We start from the raw sequence: 16,419 nt of genomic DNA on the forward strand, positions 1-16,419 counted from the left end.
AGGTCTATTTTTTCTTTTTCGGCGCGTAGATATCTGTTGCAGTTCCTTCGTATACTTCCGTTGCCATTGCCAGCGTTTCAGATAATGTTGGATGTGGGTGAATCGTCAAAGAGATATCTTCTGCATCACAACCCATTTCAATTGCCAAAGAAGCTTCAGCAATAAGCTCTCCGGCATTTGGTCCAACAATTCCAGCACCAATGATCACATGATTCTCATCATACAATACTTTTGTCATGCCTTCATTTCTACCAATACTTAACGAGCGACCACTCGCTGCCCAAGGGAAAACACCCTTGTCATATTTAATGCCTTGTTCTTTTGCTTCTTTCTCAGTTACTCCAACCCATGCAACTTCAGGGTCAGTGTAAGCAACAGATGGAATACATTTAGGTTCAAAATAATGTTTCATACCAGAGATCACCTCAGCAGCAACACGACCCTCTGGTACAGCTTTATGTGCAAGCATTGGCTGACCAATCACATCTCCTATCGCATAAATATGTGGCACATTGGTGCGAAGCTGTTTATCCACAGATATAAAGCCACGCTCATCGACATTAACACCTGCTTTTTCAGCATCAACCAAGTTACCATTAGGCGCACGTCCAACTGCCAATAAAATGCGATCAAATTTCTCAGGCTTATCAGTGGCTTTAGCGCCTTCCATAGAGACATAAAGACCATCATCTTTCGCTTCAACTTTGGTCACTTTTGTTTTCAGACGAATATCATAGCGCTTAGACATCATCTTCTCATATGGCTTAACAATGTCTTTATCTGCAGCACCCATCAGTTGATCTAAAAACTCAACAACCGTAATATCAGAGCCAAGCTCACTATATACTTGCGCCATCTCAAGACCAATAATACCGCCACCAATAACAAGCATTTTTTTCGGCACTTCTTTCATTTCAAGCGCACCGGTTGAATCAATGATCCTTGGATCTTGTGGAATAAATGGTAGCTCTATAGAACGAGAACCTACCGCGATAATTGCATTGTCAAAACCAACTGTTTTAACACCCTCTTTTGTTTCAACTGCAATTTCATTTGGGGAAGTGAATTTGCCATACCCCTTAACAATTTCAACCTTACGCTGTTTGGCAAGCCCTTTAAGCCCCATCGTCAATTGCTTAACGATATTGTCCTTATAGCCCAAAATTTTATCTTTATTGTATGCAAAATTATCAAAGCTAATTAAGCCATCCTTTTCTAAATGGCGCGCTTCATTAATGACTTTTGCAACATGTAAAAGCGCTTTTGATGGGATACAGCCCACATTCAAACACACCCCTCCAATTGTGTCATACTTTTCAATAAGCACAACCTTCTTGCCCAAATCTGCCGCACGAAATGCAGCACTATAACCGCCAGGACCACTTCCTAGCACAACAACTTCAGCTTGAATATCACTCACTTTTAATTCCTCTATTTATAATAAAATTTCTCTTAAATCGCTCAAAATTGCACAGTATTTTGTTAAAAATTGTGCAGCCAACGCGCCATCAATGACTCTGTGATCAGTTGACAATGAAAGTGGCAACATTGTTTTTGGCTCAAACTCTTTTCCATTCCACACTGGCTTCACTGCAGCTTTAGAAACGCCCATAATCGCCACCTCTGGCATATTAATAATTGGGGTAAATGCTGTTGTACCCAATATGCCTAAGCTTGATATTGTAAAAGTTGCCCCTTGCATATCAGCAGGTTTTAACTTTCCTTCTCTTGCTTTTTTCACTAAATCCATAATTTCTCGTGAAATCTCAAAAATACCCTTTTGATCTGCATCCTTAATAACAGGAACAACAAGCCCTTTTGGCGTATCAGCAGCAAAACCAATATTATAATATTTCTTAATAATCAAACTTTCACCATCATTTGATAATGAACTGTTAAAGCGAGGGTAGTGCTGAAGTGCTGACGCTGCGGCTTTAATTAAAAATGACAGCGGTGTAATTTTCACACCTTGCTTTTCTGCATAGGCTTTTTTTGCTTTTCTAAATGCTTCTAGATCAGTAATATCCGCATCATCATAGAAAGTAACATGTGGAATTTTCACCCAGTTACGCGCAAGGTTTTTTGCACTTAGCTTATTAATTCTCGATAAGCTTTCTGTTTCAATTTCACCAAATTTAGCAAAATCAACCACTGGATCTGGTAACAAATCCAAACCTGCACCTGCGCCCCCAACTTGACCACTTTGCACTTGGGTCACTGCTTTTTTAATATAGGACTCACAGTCTTCTTTCGTAATACGCCCTTTTCTACCGCTGGCAGAAACACGCGATAAATCAACACCTAAAATACGCGCCAAACGCCTTACAGCTGGAGATGCGTGTGCTTTAGTATTATCTATAACTTGACTCTCTGCTACAGCTACCGGCTGCTCTACTTTAGCCTCTGGCAGTTTTATTTCTTCCACCTTAGGCAGAGCCTCTTGAGTTGTCATATGAGAAGCATCAGCACCATTAACAGCTAAAGTTAAAACCAAAGAGCCTTGAGAAACCTTATCTCCCACTTTAATTGCAATTGCTGTCACTTTGCCATCTTTTGGTGATGGAATTTCCATCGATGCTTTATCTGTCTCAAGTGTTGCCAATGAGTCTTCTTCTTTCACCTCATCGCCCACACTTACATTGAGCTCAATTACATCTACATCTTTATAATCACCGATATCAGGAACAGTTACCTCATAAGATGCTTGGCTTGTGCTTTTATCCGCACTTATCTCTTTTGTCTCATCCAAAGGCGCACTATTTGTGCCTTGTGCTTGCTTAGTAGCTGTTTCAACCTGCAAAATCACTGAACCTTCTGAGACTTTATCGCCTTCTTTAACTAAAATTTCCTTCACAACACCGTCAAATGGTGCAGGAACTTCCATTGATGCTTTATCTGTTTCAAGCGTGATTAATGAATCTTCTTCTTTAACTTCATCGCCCACACTTACATTGACTTCAATTACATCAACCTCTTTATAGTCACCAATATCTGGAACTGTTACTTGTTGTAATGCCATTTATTTTCTTCCTCTGTCTCAATTAATGGTAGGCCGGATCAGTGCGATCGCTGTCAATATTGTACTGTTTCGCTGCTTTACTCAACACTGATTTAGTAATAACCCCTTCTTTGAAAAGTGCACTTAATGCCGCAAATGCAACATAGTAGCGATCTACCTCAAAGAAACGGCGAAGGTTCTCTCTTGAGTCTGATCTGCCATAACCGTCTGTCCCAAGGGTTACATAATTCTCTGGCATAAACTCACGCAACTGCTCAGTATATAACTTAATATAATCCGTAGAGACAACCACAGGACCTGTATGACCTTTTAGACATTTTTCGATATGCGTCACTTTTGCTTTTTTCTCAGGGTTCAACAGGTTCCAGCGCGCAACTTTTCGACCATCGCGATAAAGCTCATTGGCACTTGTCATGCTCCAAATATCACTGGTAACGCCAAAGTCTTTTTCAAGCATTTCACTTGCAGCTTCAACCTCACGCAAAATAGTTCCTGAGCCCATTAGCTGTACATGTTTTTTCGCATCCGGCTTTTTCGCGCCTTTCAGCAAATAAAGGCCTTTAATAATATCTTCTTCAACCCCTTTTGGCATTGCACCATGAGCATAGTTCTCATTCATTAATGTAATATAATAAAAGACCTGCTCTCCTTCAACATACATCCGTCTCATTCCATCCCAAAGAATAACACCTAGCTCATAGGCATAGGTTGGGTCATAAGAGATACAAGATGGAATTAACCCTGCCTGAATATGACTATGACCATCTTCATGCTGCAAGCCTTCACCATTTAGAGTTGTACGACCTGCTGTACCACCTAGCAAGAAGCCTTTTGCATGAGAGTCACCTGCAGCCCAAGCCAGATCGCCAATTCGTTGAAAACCAAACATTGAATAGTAGATATAAAAAGGAATCATTGGCACACGATGCACGCTATAGGAAGTTGCTGCTGCAAGCCATGAGCAAAATCCACCTGCCTCATTAATCCCATCTTGGATAATCTGCCCATCTTTAGATTCTTTATAGTACATCACTTGCTTTTTATCTTCAGGGATATACTGCTGACCACGATGATTGTAGATTCCAAGCTGACGGAATAAGCCTTCCATTCCGAAAGTGCGTGACTCATCAACTGTCACAGGCACCAAACGATCTTTTAGCTCTTTATGACGCGTTAAATTAACAAACATTCTAACAAAGGCTGTTGTGGTAGAGAATTCCCTCTCACCACTTGACTCTAAAAATGCTTTAGCAAAATCAGTATAACTTGGAATTGGCAAAGCTTCATTGTTTTCAAAGCGCGCAGGAGCATAACCACCTAGATCTTGGCGTTTTTGATGTAGATAGCTATCTTCTTTTGAGCCTTCTTCAAAACGAATCAGCTTCATTTCTTCCACTTCTTGATCCGTTGCTGGCACATCAAAACGATCGCGAATATACGTTAAGGCTTCGGTGTTTAACTTCTTGACATTATGCGCGATGTTTTTAGATTCGCCCCACTCACCAAGACCATAACCTTTCACTGTCAAAGGCAATATCAATGTTGGCTTACCAGTATCATTGTTTGTTGCTCTTTGATAAGCTGCATAAACTTTAATCGGATCATGACCACCTCTTAATAAATTTTGCACATCTTCATCTGAAAAGCCACTTCCAAGTGCTTCAAGTTCAGGGTCGCCGCCAAAAATTGTCTGGCGTAAATCATTACCACCATGAGAGCGTGCAAACTGCATTTGCCCATCATTCATTTCAGCCAGACGTTTTTGTAACTTGCCATTTATATCTTTTGCGAATAGTGGCTCCCAGTTACTTCCCCAAAGCACTTTAATGACATTCCATCCAGCACCTTCAAACATAGCTGCAAATTCTTCAACAATCTTACCATTACCATCAACCAAACCATCTAAACGCTGTAAGTTACAGTTAATGACAAAAATTAAATTGTCTAAACCTTCTCTTGCAGCACGGTTAATGGCGCCCAAAGACTCAGGTTCATCCATCTCGCCATCACCACAAAATGCCCAAACCTTGCGCTTGGAAGTATCTGCAAGTTTGCGCGCTTCAAGGTATTTCATAAAGCGTGCTTGATAGATCGCCTGTAATGGTCCAAGTCCCATTGAAACCGTTGGAAACTGCCAGTAATTTGGTTGCAAATAAGGGTGCGGATAAGAGGATAAGCCTTTCTCACCATTAAATGCTTGTTGTCTGAAATTAGTTAGCTGCTCTTCTGTCAGTCTACCTTCGAGATAAGAACGTGCATATATGACAGGTGTCGTATGACCTTGATAAAAAACCAAATCTCCAGCTTCTTGATTATTTGGCGCATTGAAAAAATGGTTAAAACCCACTTCATAAAGTGTCATGATCGAGGCACCAGAGCCAATATGTCCACCTAAAGAGCCATCTTTTTTATTGGCCTTTGCCACCATTACGGCAGCATTCCAACGATTTAGGTTTTCTATTTTCTTTTCAATTTCTAAATCACCAGGATATGCCGGCTGATCAGACGGTAAAATTGTATTCATAAAACGCACAGCCTTTGGCGCACCATAAGCACTCTCAAGACCAACTTTTCCTGCTTGGTCAAATAACTTTGTTAGCAAGAACTCCGCACGCTCTTTGCCTTCACGCTCCACTACATCCTCAAAGGCTTCCAGCCACTCTTGAGTTTCTGTAGTATCAATATCCTGAAGATACTTTGACATTATCGCCTCCAATTGACGCTACTTTTGAAATAAAAACGGCTTAATTATAAACACAGAAGCTTGGAAAATACAGTACACTAGCAGCATTTTAGTTTAGAGTATCGATTAACAGCTATTTATAATGGCTGTTTTGCTTCTCGCTTCTTGAACAGATTTACTTTTTTGGTAAATTAAGCTATTTTCTGTTGCTATCGATAAAATTTAAAAACACTCTATCTATGTCCTATTTTATTTATGATGCGTTCCAAGCAATTTCTGTCCACGGACAAGATGCAAAAAACTATCTTCAGGGTCAGCTAACCAATGATGTGAATAAACTCAGCTTTGATTCACCACTACAACTAACTGCCTTATGTAACCAAAAAGGGCGTATTATCGCACTTTTTTTTCTCTATTATGTCAGTGATGACAATTTCATTTTGACCTTACCAAAGAACCTCACTGAACAGGCGATTACGGCCTTAAGAAAATATGCCGTTTTTTCAAAGGTAAGCTTTGATGCTACTGATAACTATCAGCTTGTATTTCAACAAGGTAATCCTCTAACATCACAGGCTCAAAATCCGCCAACCTTATATCAACATTGCATCCTTTCCAATGATGCAATAGCACATATACAAAAAGATGCTCATCCTATAAGTTTTGAAGAGGTGATGTATCAGAATATTCTGCAAAAGCTTCCTCTTATTGATATTTTTAACAGTGAAAAGTTTTTACCCGCAGAGCTTAATTTAGATGAACTTAAAGCAGTCTCTTATGAAAAGGGATGCTTTATGGGACAAGAGATTATTGCACGCATGAAATATAGAGGGAACCTTAAAAAATCACTGTATGCGATTTCAATTAAACCAAAACTTGAAATTACTGATGATTTATATGATATCCATGGTAAAAAAGTGGCTGATATTGTCAACCATAGCGCTATTGAGGATACAAATTACGTTTTGGGAATATTTAATAATGCCATTACGCCAGAGAGCATCGAGCTTTCTAATGAAGGTTTAATTCGTATTCTTTCTTAAACATGATGCTAAATGAACAACAACAAAGTGCTGTGCGCTCAATTGATGGTCCTCTTTTGGTGCTTGCAGGAGCAGGAAGCGGTAAAACGCGCGTTATTACTGAGAAGATTGGCTATCTTATCAAAACCTGCGGCATAAAAGCCTCACATATTCTTGCCGTTACTTTTACCAATAAAGCGGCTAAAGAAATGAAAGAGCGCGTCCTAAGTACATTAGATAAAGATGAAAAGCGTGGTCTTCACATCTCAACTTTTCACACACTTGGGCTCACTATAATCAAAAAGCATTTCCAACTATTAGGATACAAACAAAATTTCACCTTATTTGATGAGCAAGATAGTGTCACACTGATTCATGAAATCGCCTATGAAGCCTTTCAGTCCACAAAGCAAATTGCTTATGATATTAAGCAACAAATATCGCTGTGGAAAAACAGCTTACAGCACCCCCATGAGATTCACCTTGAAGAGGCAGATAGCTCAAAAAGGCAGGCTTATGAGGTATATGTACAATATCAAAAATACTTAAAAGCCTATAATGCACTTGACTTTGATGATCTAATATTCATTCCTGTGAGCTTATTAAAACAAAATGCTGAAGTTAGAGAGTATTGGCAAAATCGTTTCCATTATATTTTGATTGATGAGTACCAAGACACCAATGAAAGCCAGTATCAACTGTTGCAGCTTTTAACAGGGAAAAGGCAAAAATTCACAGTGGTTGGAGATGATGATCAGTCTATTTATGCTTGGCGTGGGGCAAGACCAGAGAATCTTTCCATCTTACATCAAGACTATCCAAATTTGCGTATTATTAAGCTTGAGCAAAACTACCGATCAAGCGGACGCATTTTACACACAGCCAATACCCTTATTGAGAAAAACCCCCATCTATTTACTAAGAAGCTTTGGTCTTCTCATCATTACGGCAAGGAAATACGAGTTATTCAAGCCAAAAGCGAGGATGATGAAGCACAGCGTATTGCAAGTGATATTATTACCCACAGAATTCACCACAAAACAAGCTACAAAGATTATGCTATTCTTGTCAGGGGTAATCATCAGTCTTTTCTGCTAGAGCGCTATCTTCAATTATATAAAATTCCTTATGAGATCAGTGGTGGCAGCTCTTTTTTTGCTAAAACTGAAATCAAAGATGCTTTGGCCTATTTTAAACTTATCATCAACCCAGAAGATGATCGGGCATTTTTGCGTATTATTAACACGCCAAGGCGCGAGATTGGCGCTGCCACATTGGAAAAATTAGGCGGATATGCAAATATGCGTGACATTCCACTTTTTGAAGCTATTAATGACATTGCTTTGGCATCGCATGTATCACCTCAGGCCTATCAAAAGCTGCAACAATTTAGTGCTTTTATTTCACGTTATCGCCAGAAAATAGAACAAAAAAACAACCTGCAAGAAAATCTAACCGCCCTTTTTGAAGATATCAACTATGAGACATGGCTAATTGATAATACAAGCTCTCTTGCTCAAGCACAAAGGCGATATGAGAACATTTGTGAGCTGATAGGCTGGATTTGCAATAGAGAAACAGAGACTGAGTTTGATTTTGCTCAGAGTATTAATCGCATGCTTCTTTTAGATGTTATTGACCGAGAGGAAGAAAAAGAGAAAAATGACAAAGTGCAAATATTAACCATTCATGCTTCCAAGGGGCTTGAATATCCTTATGTTTATCTCATTGGTTGTGAAGAAGGCATTTTACCGCATCAGCAAAGCATTGAAGATGGCACAATTGAGGAAGAAAGACGCCTTGTCTACGTTGCAATTACCCGTGCTAAGATTGAGCTAACACTCAGTTTAACCAGTACACGAAAGAAGTTTAATGAAAAAACAAATACCACACCTAGCCGTTTTCTCGCTGAACTGCCAGAAGACGACCTTATCTGGCAAGGAAAAGCAGAATCCTCTCAGGAACAAAGAAAATCACTTGCCAAGTCGAATATTGCCCTACTTAAATCACGATTTAACAGTTAGCTTACTCGGCACTTCTCTACTAATACCATATGGCATTCCTCTATACATAATGCCTAATGTTTTATTTAAATAACCCAAGACACCACTTTGATCTTTAATACCTAAACGCATTGCCAATGATTGCCAATTAGGTTTGCCATATTGCGTTGTTTGTGAGAAAGAAGACCACGCAGCTTCAGACAAACCCAGCATTTTAGGGAAAGCTTTATATTCTAACGAGCGCCCATTGACTATATTCTCACTCCAAAGCGTCCCTTCTAGACCAAGGATATTATTTCGATATTGCATAGAAAACGTATCAATTGTCTTTTTTGCTATTATCGCACTACTTAAAGCGGCTTCAGTATCTAAAAAACTCCCAGCCCAGTATAAACCTGGCTCCCAAGCATCAGGCGTATAGGTTAAATCAAAATATAAATGATCTGCATAGGCCAAGACGGTTGGATAATTATGCTCAGCTAAAACTTGTGCATGCGCAACACCAACATTGGATGGATCCCACACCCATACATGGGCAGTTTTAGCTGAAGGCAAAGCATACGCCCCAATATCACCATAATCCATTTGCACAAACTGCTGCCAACCTGAAAGCTTGATCTTTGGGTTTGCCTTTTGTAAAGCCTTGAAAAACTGATGTGATCGGTCAAGTGCTGTCAAGCTCCCGATGCAGCTGGCATCATTTGACCAAGCATCTTTAGAAACCTCATCCCCGCCAACACTCACTTCATTTTGTGCATATACCGTTGTTTGATCCTGAAAAAGCGCCCCAATGTCCACGATAATTTTATTTATTTTGCGCGTAAATTGTTGTGCCTGTGCCGTGGATTTCTCATATAAGCAGACAGGAATCACATCATTATAGTAACCTTGCACACTAATATATTGGCTAGCATCAAGTGGATTAATAAAAATATTCGCCATTGCATGCACTAATGCTCTTGCATGCCCTGGCAGATCAACCTCAGGAATAATTGTGATTTTATGTTGATTTGCATAACGAATAAGTGATTTGATTTCTCTTTGTGAATAGTATGAGCCATACTTTGTTGTTGCATTTGGAAAGCGCCTTTCTAGTATATGTTTATCTTCATCAAACTGATCACGATTCGTTAGATCTAAATTTGCCTGCAAAAACATTGAGGGTGGATTTGTGCTCTTTGAATAAAATCCTCTGTATGCAGCTTTCTTAATAATCTCTCCACTTATAGAAGGCAACTCTAAACGCCATGCCTCATCATCTGAAAAATGGATATGAAGCGTGTTAAGCTTAAGCGCTGCCATCACTCTAATAAGCTTTTTCAACTCATCCAGATTAAAGTAATGTCTTGCCACATCAACTAAAAGTCCACGGTATTTCATCTCAGGGGCATCTTGTATTTGAAAGCTTGGCAATACCCGATGATGAAGATAGATAAGCTGGCGCAAACTTTGAAGTGCATAAAAAACACCCGTATCTGTTTGCGCACTAATTGTTATTCCCTTTGCGTTCACTGACAATATATAGCCTTCAGGGTTTGGAACACGATTTTTTAAGACTTTGTTGATTTTGAGATAATAAGCAGCTTTTTTATTACTGGTCAAATCTATTTTTAAAATACGTTTGATTAAATGTCTATTTAGCTCTTGATCAAAATCATTACGATAATAAAAAGTGTGCTCTAATACTAATTGCTCTTTTGCATTATAATGCACTAATGTTTTTGGGGAGGGAATCAAGCCTAATGCATCTATATCATCGTTATCAGAAATGGGTTGGGAATTGTGCCAATTTTGCTTTATGTGCTCCTTGGTCGCACGTGAGACCTCTTCTTGATTATATCCCCCAATATGGCTCCAGTTTTTTCTATCACCATATGCACTAAGCGGTAGATTAATAGTTTTTATTTTACTCGTGCTGTTATCTACTATAAAAAAAGACTGCGGCATTGAGTTAATATTCTTTGGTGCCCACTGATTATTATCAACAAGCTCAATACGATAGTAATGACCAGTTTTAAGTGGAAACTCATCCACAGGTTTAAGCACATTGGTATAACCATCACCATAAATCTCCTCCATGCCTTCTTTCACATAGACAAGCTGTGCTGTCTTTTTCGTCTGCATATCTTGGATACGCATGTTAAGATTTGGGTTAATATCTGTACCTGTCGCAGTCACGCTAAGTGCATTAAATGTTCGAGGCATGTAAAACCCAATCGACCAATTTGTTAACGCTTTAGCGCCACGCTTAACTTTGAAATCGATTAAGGTGTCAAAAGTTAGTCCATTCGATGAAGTCACCTTCGTTTGAACCTTGTAAATTTTGATGCTAGCAAAGGCGGTCATTGAACATAACAAACCTAGTACTATTAGCACCGTTCGCAAATATGCTTTCATCCTACATCTCTCTACAATAAAACAATCTCAAAAGGCATTATATCCACTTATCAATCACCATAAAATTCAATATATGCGCTTTTTACTATGAGGATATTAAAAAAAAGTTCACAATGTTTTAATGTTTTGTGAAGCCAGCAGACTTCCAAATTGTACTAAATTGAAACGGCTGTTAAGCAAAGTTTGCTCTATTGGTAGTAGATTTTACGGCAAAACTCAGTAAAATGAACGTTTGTTCTGAAAATAAAACAGTACAAACGATAAGTTGAGGTTAGCACTCTATGAAAGAACACGATTTAATTTTAGCAATTAGTTATATGCCTATGGCGTCGAAGTCGTGACTTCAGGCGAATATACACTATAATGAAATTGCTTATTAATAACCCAGAAGATTGAATACCGTGCCGATAGGATTTGCTCATAGAAAGCTGCATTTAGCTGGTTTTGCTGTTTGCTGCATTGTTATTATTGCTATTGTTATCTTAGAGACAATGGGAGCCAAACCCTGCCCAATGTGCCTGCTTCAACAGTTCTTTCTGCTTATTGTCACGGTGCTATCACTGATTGCACTTATTCACAAAGGCTCTGTGGGCACCACCAGAGTCTACAGCTTCTTGCTTGGCATCTTTGCACTTATTGCAGCACTTATTGCTTTAAAGCAGCTTTGGATGCAAATGCACCCTGCCACTTATGCTGGGAGCTGTCAGGCTGATGTTGATATCTTATTTCAAAATCTGCCACTTTTTTCATTTATCCAAACTTTGTTCTCAGGCTCAGCAGATTGTGCTAATGTCGACTGGCAGCTGTTTGGAATAAGCCTTGCTGGCTATGGATTTATTTTCTTCATAGTATTTAGTACGGTTCACTTTTATCAGTTTTTATTTTATAACTCATCTTCAAAAAATAATATTCAAAAAACCAAGGATAACCAAAGGGACAACATATGACTGATCAAATACAAAAACCCTCAAGAAAAAAGCTTATTATCGCTTTTGCAGTAGTGATTATCGCACTTTTGATAATTTTTGGGGGCATTTTTGGCTTTGCCCACATGGTAAACAGCAAAAAAGAAGAGGCCATGAAAACATGGAAGATGCAGCCTGCTGAAGTAACAGCAACAACAGCAAAATCAGTCAATTGGAACCCAAGCATTAAGGCTACCGGTCAAGCAGTTGCCATTCAAAGTGTGAATGTAACCACCCAATCAGCAGGTGGCTTAATTGACTCTATCTCATTTGAATCAGGTCAAATGGTTAAAAAAGGCCAAGTTCTCTTTACTCTTGATACGTCACAATTAAAAGCACAGCTCGCACAAGCAAAGGCACAATTGCAACTATCTAAAATCACCTATGATCGAAACAAAGAGTTGATCAAACAAAATGCTGTTTCTGAACAAACGCTTGATCAGTCAAAGGCAACTTATGATTCAGATTTAGCGAGCGTGCAATCTATTGAGGCAGATATTAACTTCAATATTATTCGTGCACCATTTGATGGCAAAATAGGGATTAGACAAATCAGTCTTGGTCAGTTCTTCCAAGCAGGAAATAGCGCTGCAACTCTCACAATGATTTCCCCTATTTACATCAACTTCCCTGTTCCACAAAATCAAATGGATCAAATTCACATCGGTGGAAAAATCAAATTTACAAGTGATGCCTATCCTGGCAAAACTTTTGAGGCAAAAATTACAGCAATTAACTCTGAAGTATCAAGTAACAACTTGGCGCTTAATGTACAAGCTACTTATGATAATAAAGATAAAAAAGCCATGATTTATCCGGGCATGTTCTTAGATGTCAGCGTTGTGCTTCCTGCCATGCCAAACACGATCATCCTACCACGAAATGCCATTAACTATACCTTATATGGTGAGACAGTTGCGGTTTTAAATCCTGTGATGAAAAATGGCAAACCAGTTATGGCTGAATACAGTGCATTTAAAGATGGCTCTGTTCAAATGGTTTCAACTGGTAAAGCACAATACACAGTTAAATTGCAGCCAGTACAAACAACAGCAACTGATGACAATCAAGTCATTGTCCACAAAGGAATAAAAGCAGGTCAGCTGGTTGCTACTTCTGGACAAAACAAACTACAAAATGATGACCCAGCAGTTGTTAACAATGAATTTAACTTCAAGAATAACCCATAGGATTTGAGCTTATGCATTTTATTGATATCTTCATTAAACGGCCGGTACTTTCAACCGTCATAAGCTTGCTTATCCTTGTGGCAGGGATCGGAACGGCATTGACTTTGCAAGTACGCCAGTATCCGTACATGAATAATGCGACTATTACAGTCACCACATCTTACCCAGGGGCTAACCCAAGTGTTATCCAAGGCTTTGTAACCACGCCTATTGAGCAATCTGTAGGTAGTGCAGATGGCATAGATTACATGACATCACAAAGTGCACTTGGAACCAGTACCATTACGGTTAACGTTAAGCTTGGCTCAGATCCAAACAATGTTCTTAGCCAAGTAGTGCAAAAAGTAAATGCTGTATTAAACCAGCTGCCAAAAGCAGCCGAATCCCCTGCCATCACTATGGAATCAGGAAACTCATTCCCTTCACTGATTTTAAGTTTCACCAGTGATGATTTAAATGAGCAGCAAATTACAGCCTATATCAAAAACCAGCTTACACCAAAGCTTCAATCACTAGGCGGCATCTCAAACATTATTATTTGGGGGCAAAAGCCTTATGCCATGCGTGTTTGGTTAAACTATGACAAAATGGCCAAACTGGGTGTTTCACCTGATGATATTGCTAATGCTCTGCAATCCAATAGTTTGATTGCAGCCGGTGGACAAATTAAAGGACCTTATTTTAACATCACCCTAAACCCAACCACTAACCTTGAAACCGCTCAACAGTATGGCTCGCTTGTTGTTAAAAATGCTGACGGGCATCAAATTTACCTTCGTGATGTTGCCAAAGTTGAACTTGGCGCACAGAACTATACATCCAATGTAAGCTTTAATGGTAAAGAAGGGGTATTTGCAGGTGTGGTGGCGGCATCTGATGCCAACGTATTAACAGTTGTTCAAAAGATTCTAGATCAAATGCCAGAGATTCGTGAAGGCCTCCCAAGCGGTATGATCATGAATACAGTGTATAACAACACCACTTATATTAATGCCTCTATTGTAGATGTCGTTAAAACATTAATTGAAGCGGTTATTATTGTGACCGTGGTGTTATTTTTATTTATTGGTTCATTACGCTCTGTGATTATTCCGATTGTCGCCATTCCGCTATCGATGATCGGCGCATTTTTCCTGATGTTCTTAATGGGCTTTTCAATCAACCTGTTAACGCTCTTATCGATGGTGCTTGCCATTGGTCTTGTTGTCGATGATGCCATTGTTGTTTTAGAGAATATCTACCGGCATATTGAAGAGGGACTCTCTCCTTTTAAAGCAGCTGTCCAAGGGGCAAGGGAAATTGCTAATCCTGTAATTTTAATGACCTTAACCTTGGTTGCGGTATATCTTCCAATCGGGATGATGGGCGGACTGACAGGTATTCTATTTACTGAGTTTGCTTATACATTGGCAGGTGCCGTTGTGATCTCTGGGATCGTTGCCTATACTTTCTCACCAATGCTATGCTCTAAAGTGTTATCACACTCTATTACAGAAGCCAAAACAGTTAAGTTTATCGATGCTTTATTTGAGCGCTTAAAAAATGGATATGATAAAGCACTTCATCATATCATGCAGGTTCGTGTTGTAATCATCCTCTTTGCTGTTGTTGTATTGGCAAGTTGTTACTTCCTATTAATCGGTACAAAATCTGAGCTCTCACCAGTTGAAGATCAGGCCTTTATTGGAATTCAAGGGACAGCACCATCTCCTGCTAATATTCATTATTTAAACACATTCACACCTTCTATTTACAAAGAAATGGATAGTATGCCGGGCAAGGAGTCTGCCTTTGTGGTAAATGGTTATCCACAATCCAATAACACATTTGGTGGACTGGTGTTAAAGCCTTGGGATGATCGAAGCAAAACACAGATGGAAATCAAGCCACTATTGCAAAACAAACTAAATAGTGTTGCTGGAACACAGGTTTACACCTTTGAAATGCCATCGCTACCGGGCATTCCATTTGGACCGCCAGTGCAATATGTTGTCCAATCCATTGGTAGCTATCAAGGCATCAACGATGTCGCAAATAACCTTATTCATAAAATGATGACAAGTGGTTTGTTTGTCTTTGCACAAAGCGATTTAAAATTTGATAACCCGCAAATGATGGTTAAAATTGATCGCTCTAAAGCTGCAGCGTTAGGTATTAGCATGCAACAAATTGCAAACACCTTAGGTTATGCTTATTCTGGAGGTTATGTGAATTACTTCAGTCTTCTAGGCTATAGTTATCAGGTTATCCCAGAGCTTCAAGACAGCATGAAACTCACTAAGGAGCAATTAGGGCAAATTCAAATTCAAGCGTCCAATGGCACCTTGGTTCCATTATCAGCTATTGTCACATTTGATACCCAAAGTGTACCACTCAGTTTAAATAGATTCCAACAGCTAAACTCAGCCACCATCTCAGCTGTCCCATCCCCGGGTGTCAGTCAAGGTCAGGCAGTTGATTACCTACAAGGTTTATCTAAAACTGAACTGCCAAAAGGCTACACGCATGAGTACTCTGGCTCAGCAAGACAGTTCTTGGAAAATTCAAACCAAATGGTGATTGCATTTATTTTTGCCATTATTGTTATTTTCCTAATGCTTGCAGCACAGTTTGAAAGCTTCCGTGATCCACTGATTATTCTGATCAGTGTTCCAATGTCGATTTGTGGTGCACTGATTCCGCTTTATATTGGTCAGCTCTTTAACTTTGGTTATGCTTCGATTAATATCTATACACAAGTGGGACTTGTTACCCTGATTGGGCTGATCAGCAAACACGGGATTTTGATTACTGAGTTTGCCAATAAATTGCAAGAAGAGGGCTACAGTAAAGTTGATGCTGTATTGAAATCAGCAAGCCTACGTCTTCGCCCTATTTTGATGACAACCGCCGCAATGGTCGTTGGGGTTCTACCACTTGTTTATGCAACGGGCGCCGGCGCGGTATCTCGCCAGTCAATCGGTATTGTTATTGCATCAGGGATGACCATCGGTACACTCTTCACCCTCTTTGTTGTCCCTGTTGTCTATAGCTACCTTGCTAAAGATAGAAGCAAATTGATCGCAAGATGGAAAGAAGAAGATAAGATGATTGCAGAGATTAATAAATCTCATTCACTTGAATAAGACAACCTATCGCAT

Annotated in this window: 9 protein-coding genes and 1 pseudogene; 5 read left to right on the top strand and 5 right to left on the bottom strand. The window is 39.4% G+C overall.

The window, feature by feature from the left end; genetic code table 11:
• Window positions 1–4: 4 nt before the first annotated feature.
• The 4 genes and pseudogenes from lpdA to aceE form a co-directional block, all read right to left on the bottom strand.
• The gene (gene lpdA / locus A37Q_RS0111125) at window positions 5–1,420 is read right to left on the bottom strand and encodes a dihydrolipoyl dehydrogenase (RefSeq protein ID WP_018300351.1); all 1,416 of its coding nucleotides are present in this window, start codon (window positions 1,418–1,420) and stop codon (window positions 5–7) included.
• A gap of 15 nt (window positions 1,421–1,435) precedes the next feature.
• Entirely contained in the window at window positions 1,436–2,854 is a 1,419-nt protein-coding gene (aceF, locus tag A37Q_RS0111130) for a dihydrolipoyllysine-residue acetyltransferase (protein WP_476702577.1), read from the bottom strand.
• Window positions 2,855–3,019 (bottom strand): annotated as a pseudogene (locus A37Q_RS16625) (biotin/lipoyl-containing protein); the annotation flags it as partial. It lies immediately after the preceding gene.
• Between the two features lie 22 nt (window positions 3,020–3,041).
• Window positions 3,042–5,723, bottom strand: coding sequence for a pyruvate dehydrogenase (acetyl-transferring), homodimeric type (aceE, locus tag A37Q_RS0111135; protein ID WP_018300353.1), 2,682 nt, complete (start codon window positions 5,721–5,723; stop codon window positions 3,042–3,044).
• 218 nt (window positions 5,724–5,941) lie between these two features.
• Between aceE and ygfZ the strand changes: the two genes are divergently transcribed.
• Window positions 5,942–6,745 (top strand): CAF17-like 4Fe-4S cluster assembly/insertion protein YgfZ, encoded by an 804-nt coding sequence (gene ygfZ / locus A37Q_RS0111140; protein ID WP_018300354.1) that lies wholly within the window; start codon window positions 5,942–5,944, stop codon window positions 6,743–6,745.
• A gap of 2 nt (window positions 6,746–6,747) precedes the next feature.
• A complete protein-coding gene (locus A37Q_RS0111145) occupies window positions 6,748–8,748 on the top strand; it encodes a UvrD-helicase domain-containing protein (protein ID WP_018300355.1) in 2,001 nt (666 codons plus the stop codon).
• Here A37Q_RS0111145 and A37Q_RS0111150 read toward each other — a convergent pair.
• Window positions 8,731–11,124 carry a family 20 glycosylhydrolase gene (locus tag A37Q_RS0111150; protein ID WP_018300356.1) on the bottom strand — a complete coding sequence of 798 codons (2,394 nt, stop codon included), beginning with the start codon at window positions 11,122–11,124 and terminating at the stop codon, window positions 8,731–8,733. The two genes, A37Q_RS0111145 and A37Q_RS0111150, sit on opposite strands and share 18 nt — an antisense overlap.
• A gap of 401 nt (window positions 11,125–11,525) precedes the next feature.
• Between A37Q_RS0111150 and A37Q_RS15345 the strand changes: the two genes are divergently transcribed.
• Genes A37Q_RS15345 through A37Q_RS0111160 form a run of 3 tightly spaced genes read left to right on the top strand, consistent with a single transcriptional unit; the run spans window position 11,526 to window position 16,404 of the window.
• Window positions 11,526–12,071, top strand: a complete 546-nt coding sequence (locus A37Q_RS15345) for a disulfide bond formation protein B (RefSeq protein ID WP_018300357.1) — start codon at window positions 11,526–11,528, stop codon at window positions 12,069–12,071.
• Window positions 12,068–13,279, top strand: a complete 1,212-nt coding sequence (locus A37Q_RS15350; RefSeq protein WP_018300358.1) for an efflux RND transporter periplasmic adaptor subunit — start codon at window positions 12,068–12,070, stop codon at window positions 13,277–13,279. The genes A37Q_RS15345 and A37Q_RS15350 overlap by 4 nt, the downstream gene beginning before the upstream one ends.
• Window positions 13,280–13,290: 11 nt before the next feature.
• On the top strand, window positions 13,291–16,404 hold the full coding sequence (locus A37Q_RS0111160) for an efflux RND transporter permease subunit (protein WP_018300359.1): 3,114 nt from the start codon (window positions 13,291–13,293) through the stop codon (window positions 16,402–16,404).
• Window positions 16,405–16,419: the final 15 nt, after the last annotated feature.

The organism is Fangia hongkongensis FSC776 = DSM 21703, from assembly GCF_000379445.1.
Lineage (GTDB): Bacteria > Pseudomonadota > Gammaproteobacteria > Francisellales > Francisellaceae > Fangia > Fangia hongkongensis.

Bases quoted from the DNA above. Each gene is read 5' to 3' on its own strand.
- aceE (WP_018300353.1), bottom strand. From the start codon at position 5,723: ATGTCAAAGTATCTTCAGGATATTGATACTACAGAAACTCAAGAGTGG.
- ygfZ (WP_018300354.1), top strand. From the start codon at position 5,942: ATGTCCTATTTTATTTATGATGCGTTCCAAGCAATTTCTGTCCACGGA.
- A37Q_RS0111145 (WP_018300355.1), top strand. From the start codon at position 6,748: ATGATGCTAAATGAACAACAACAAAGTGCTGTGCGCTCAATTGATGGT.
- A37Q_RS0111150 (WP_018300356.1), bottom strand. From the start codon at position 11,124: ATGAAAGCATATTTGCGAACGGTGCTAATAGTACTAGGTTTGTTATGT.
- A37Q_RS15350 (WP_018300358.1), top strand. From the start codon at position 12,068: ATGACTGATCAAATACAAAAACCCTCAAGAAAAAAGCTTATTATCGCT.
- A37Q_RS0111160 (WP_018300359.1), top strand. From the start codon at position 13,291: ATGCATTTTATTGATATCTTCATTAAACGGCCGGTACTTTCAACCGTC.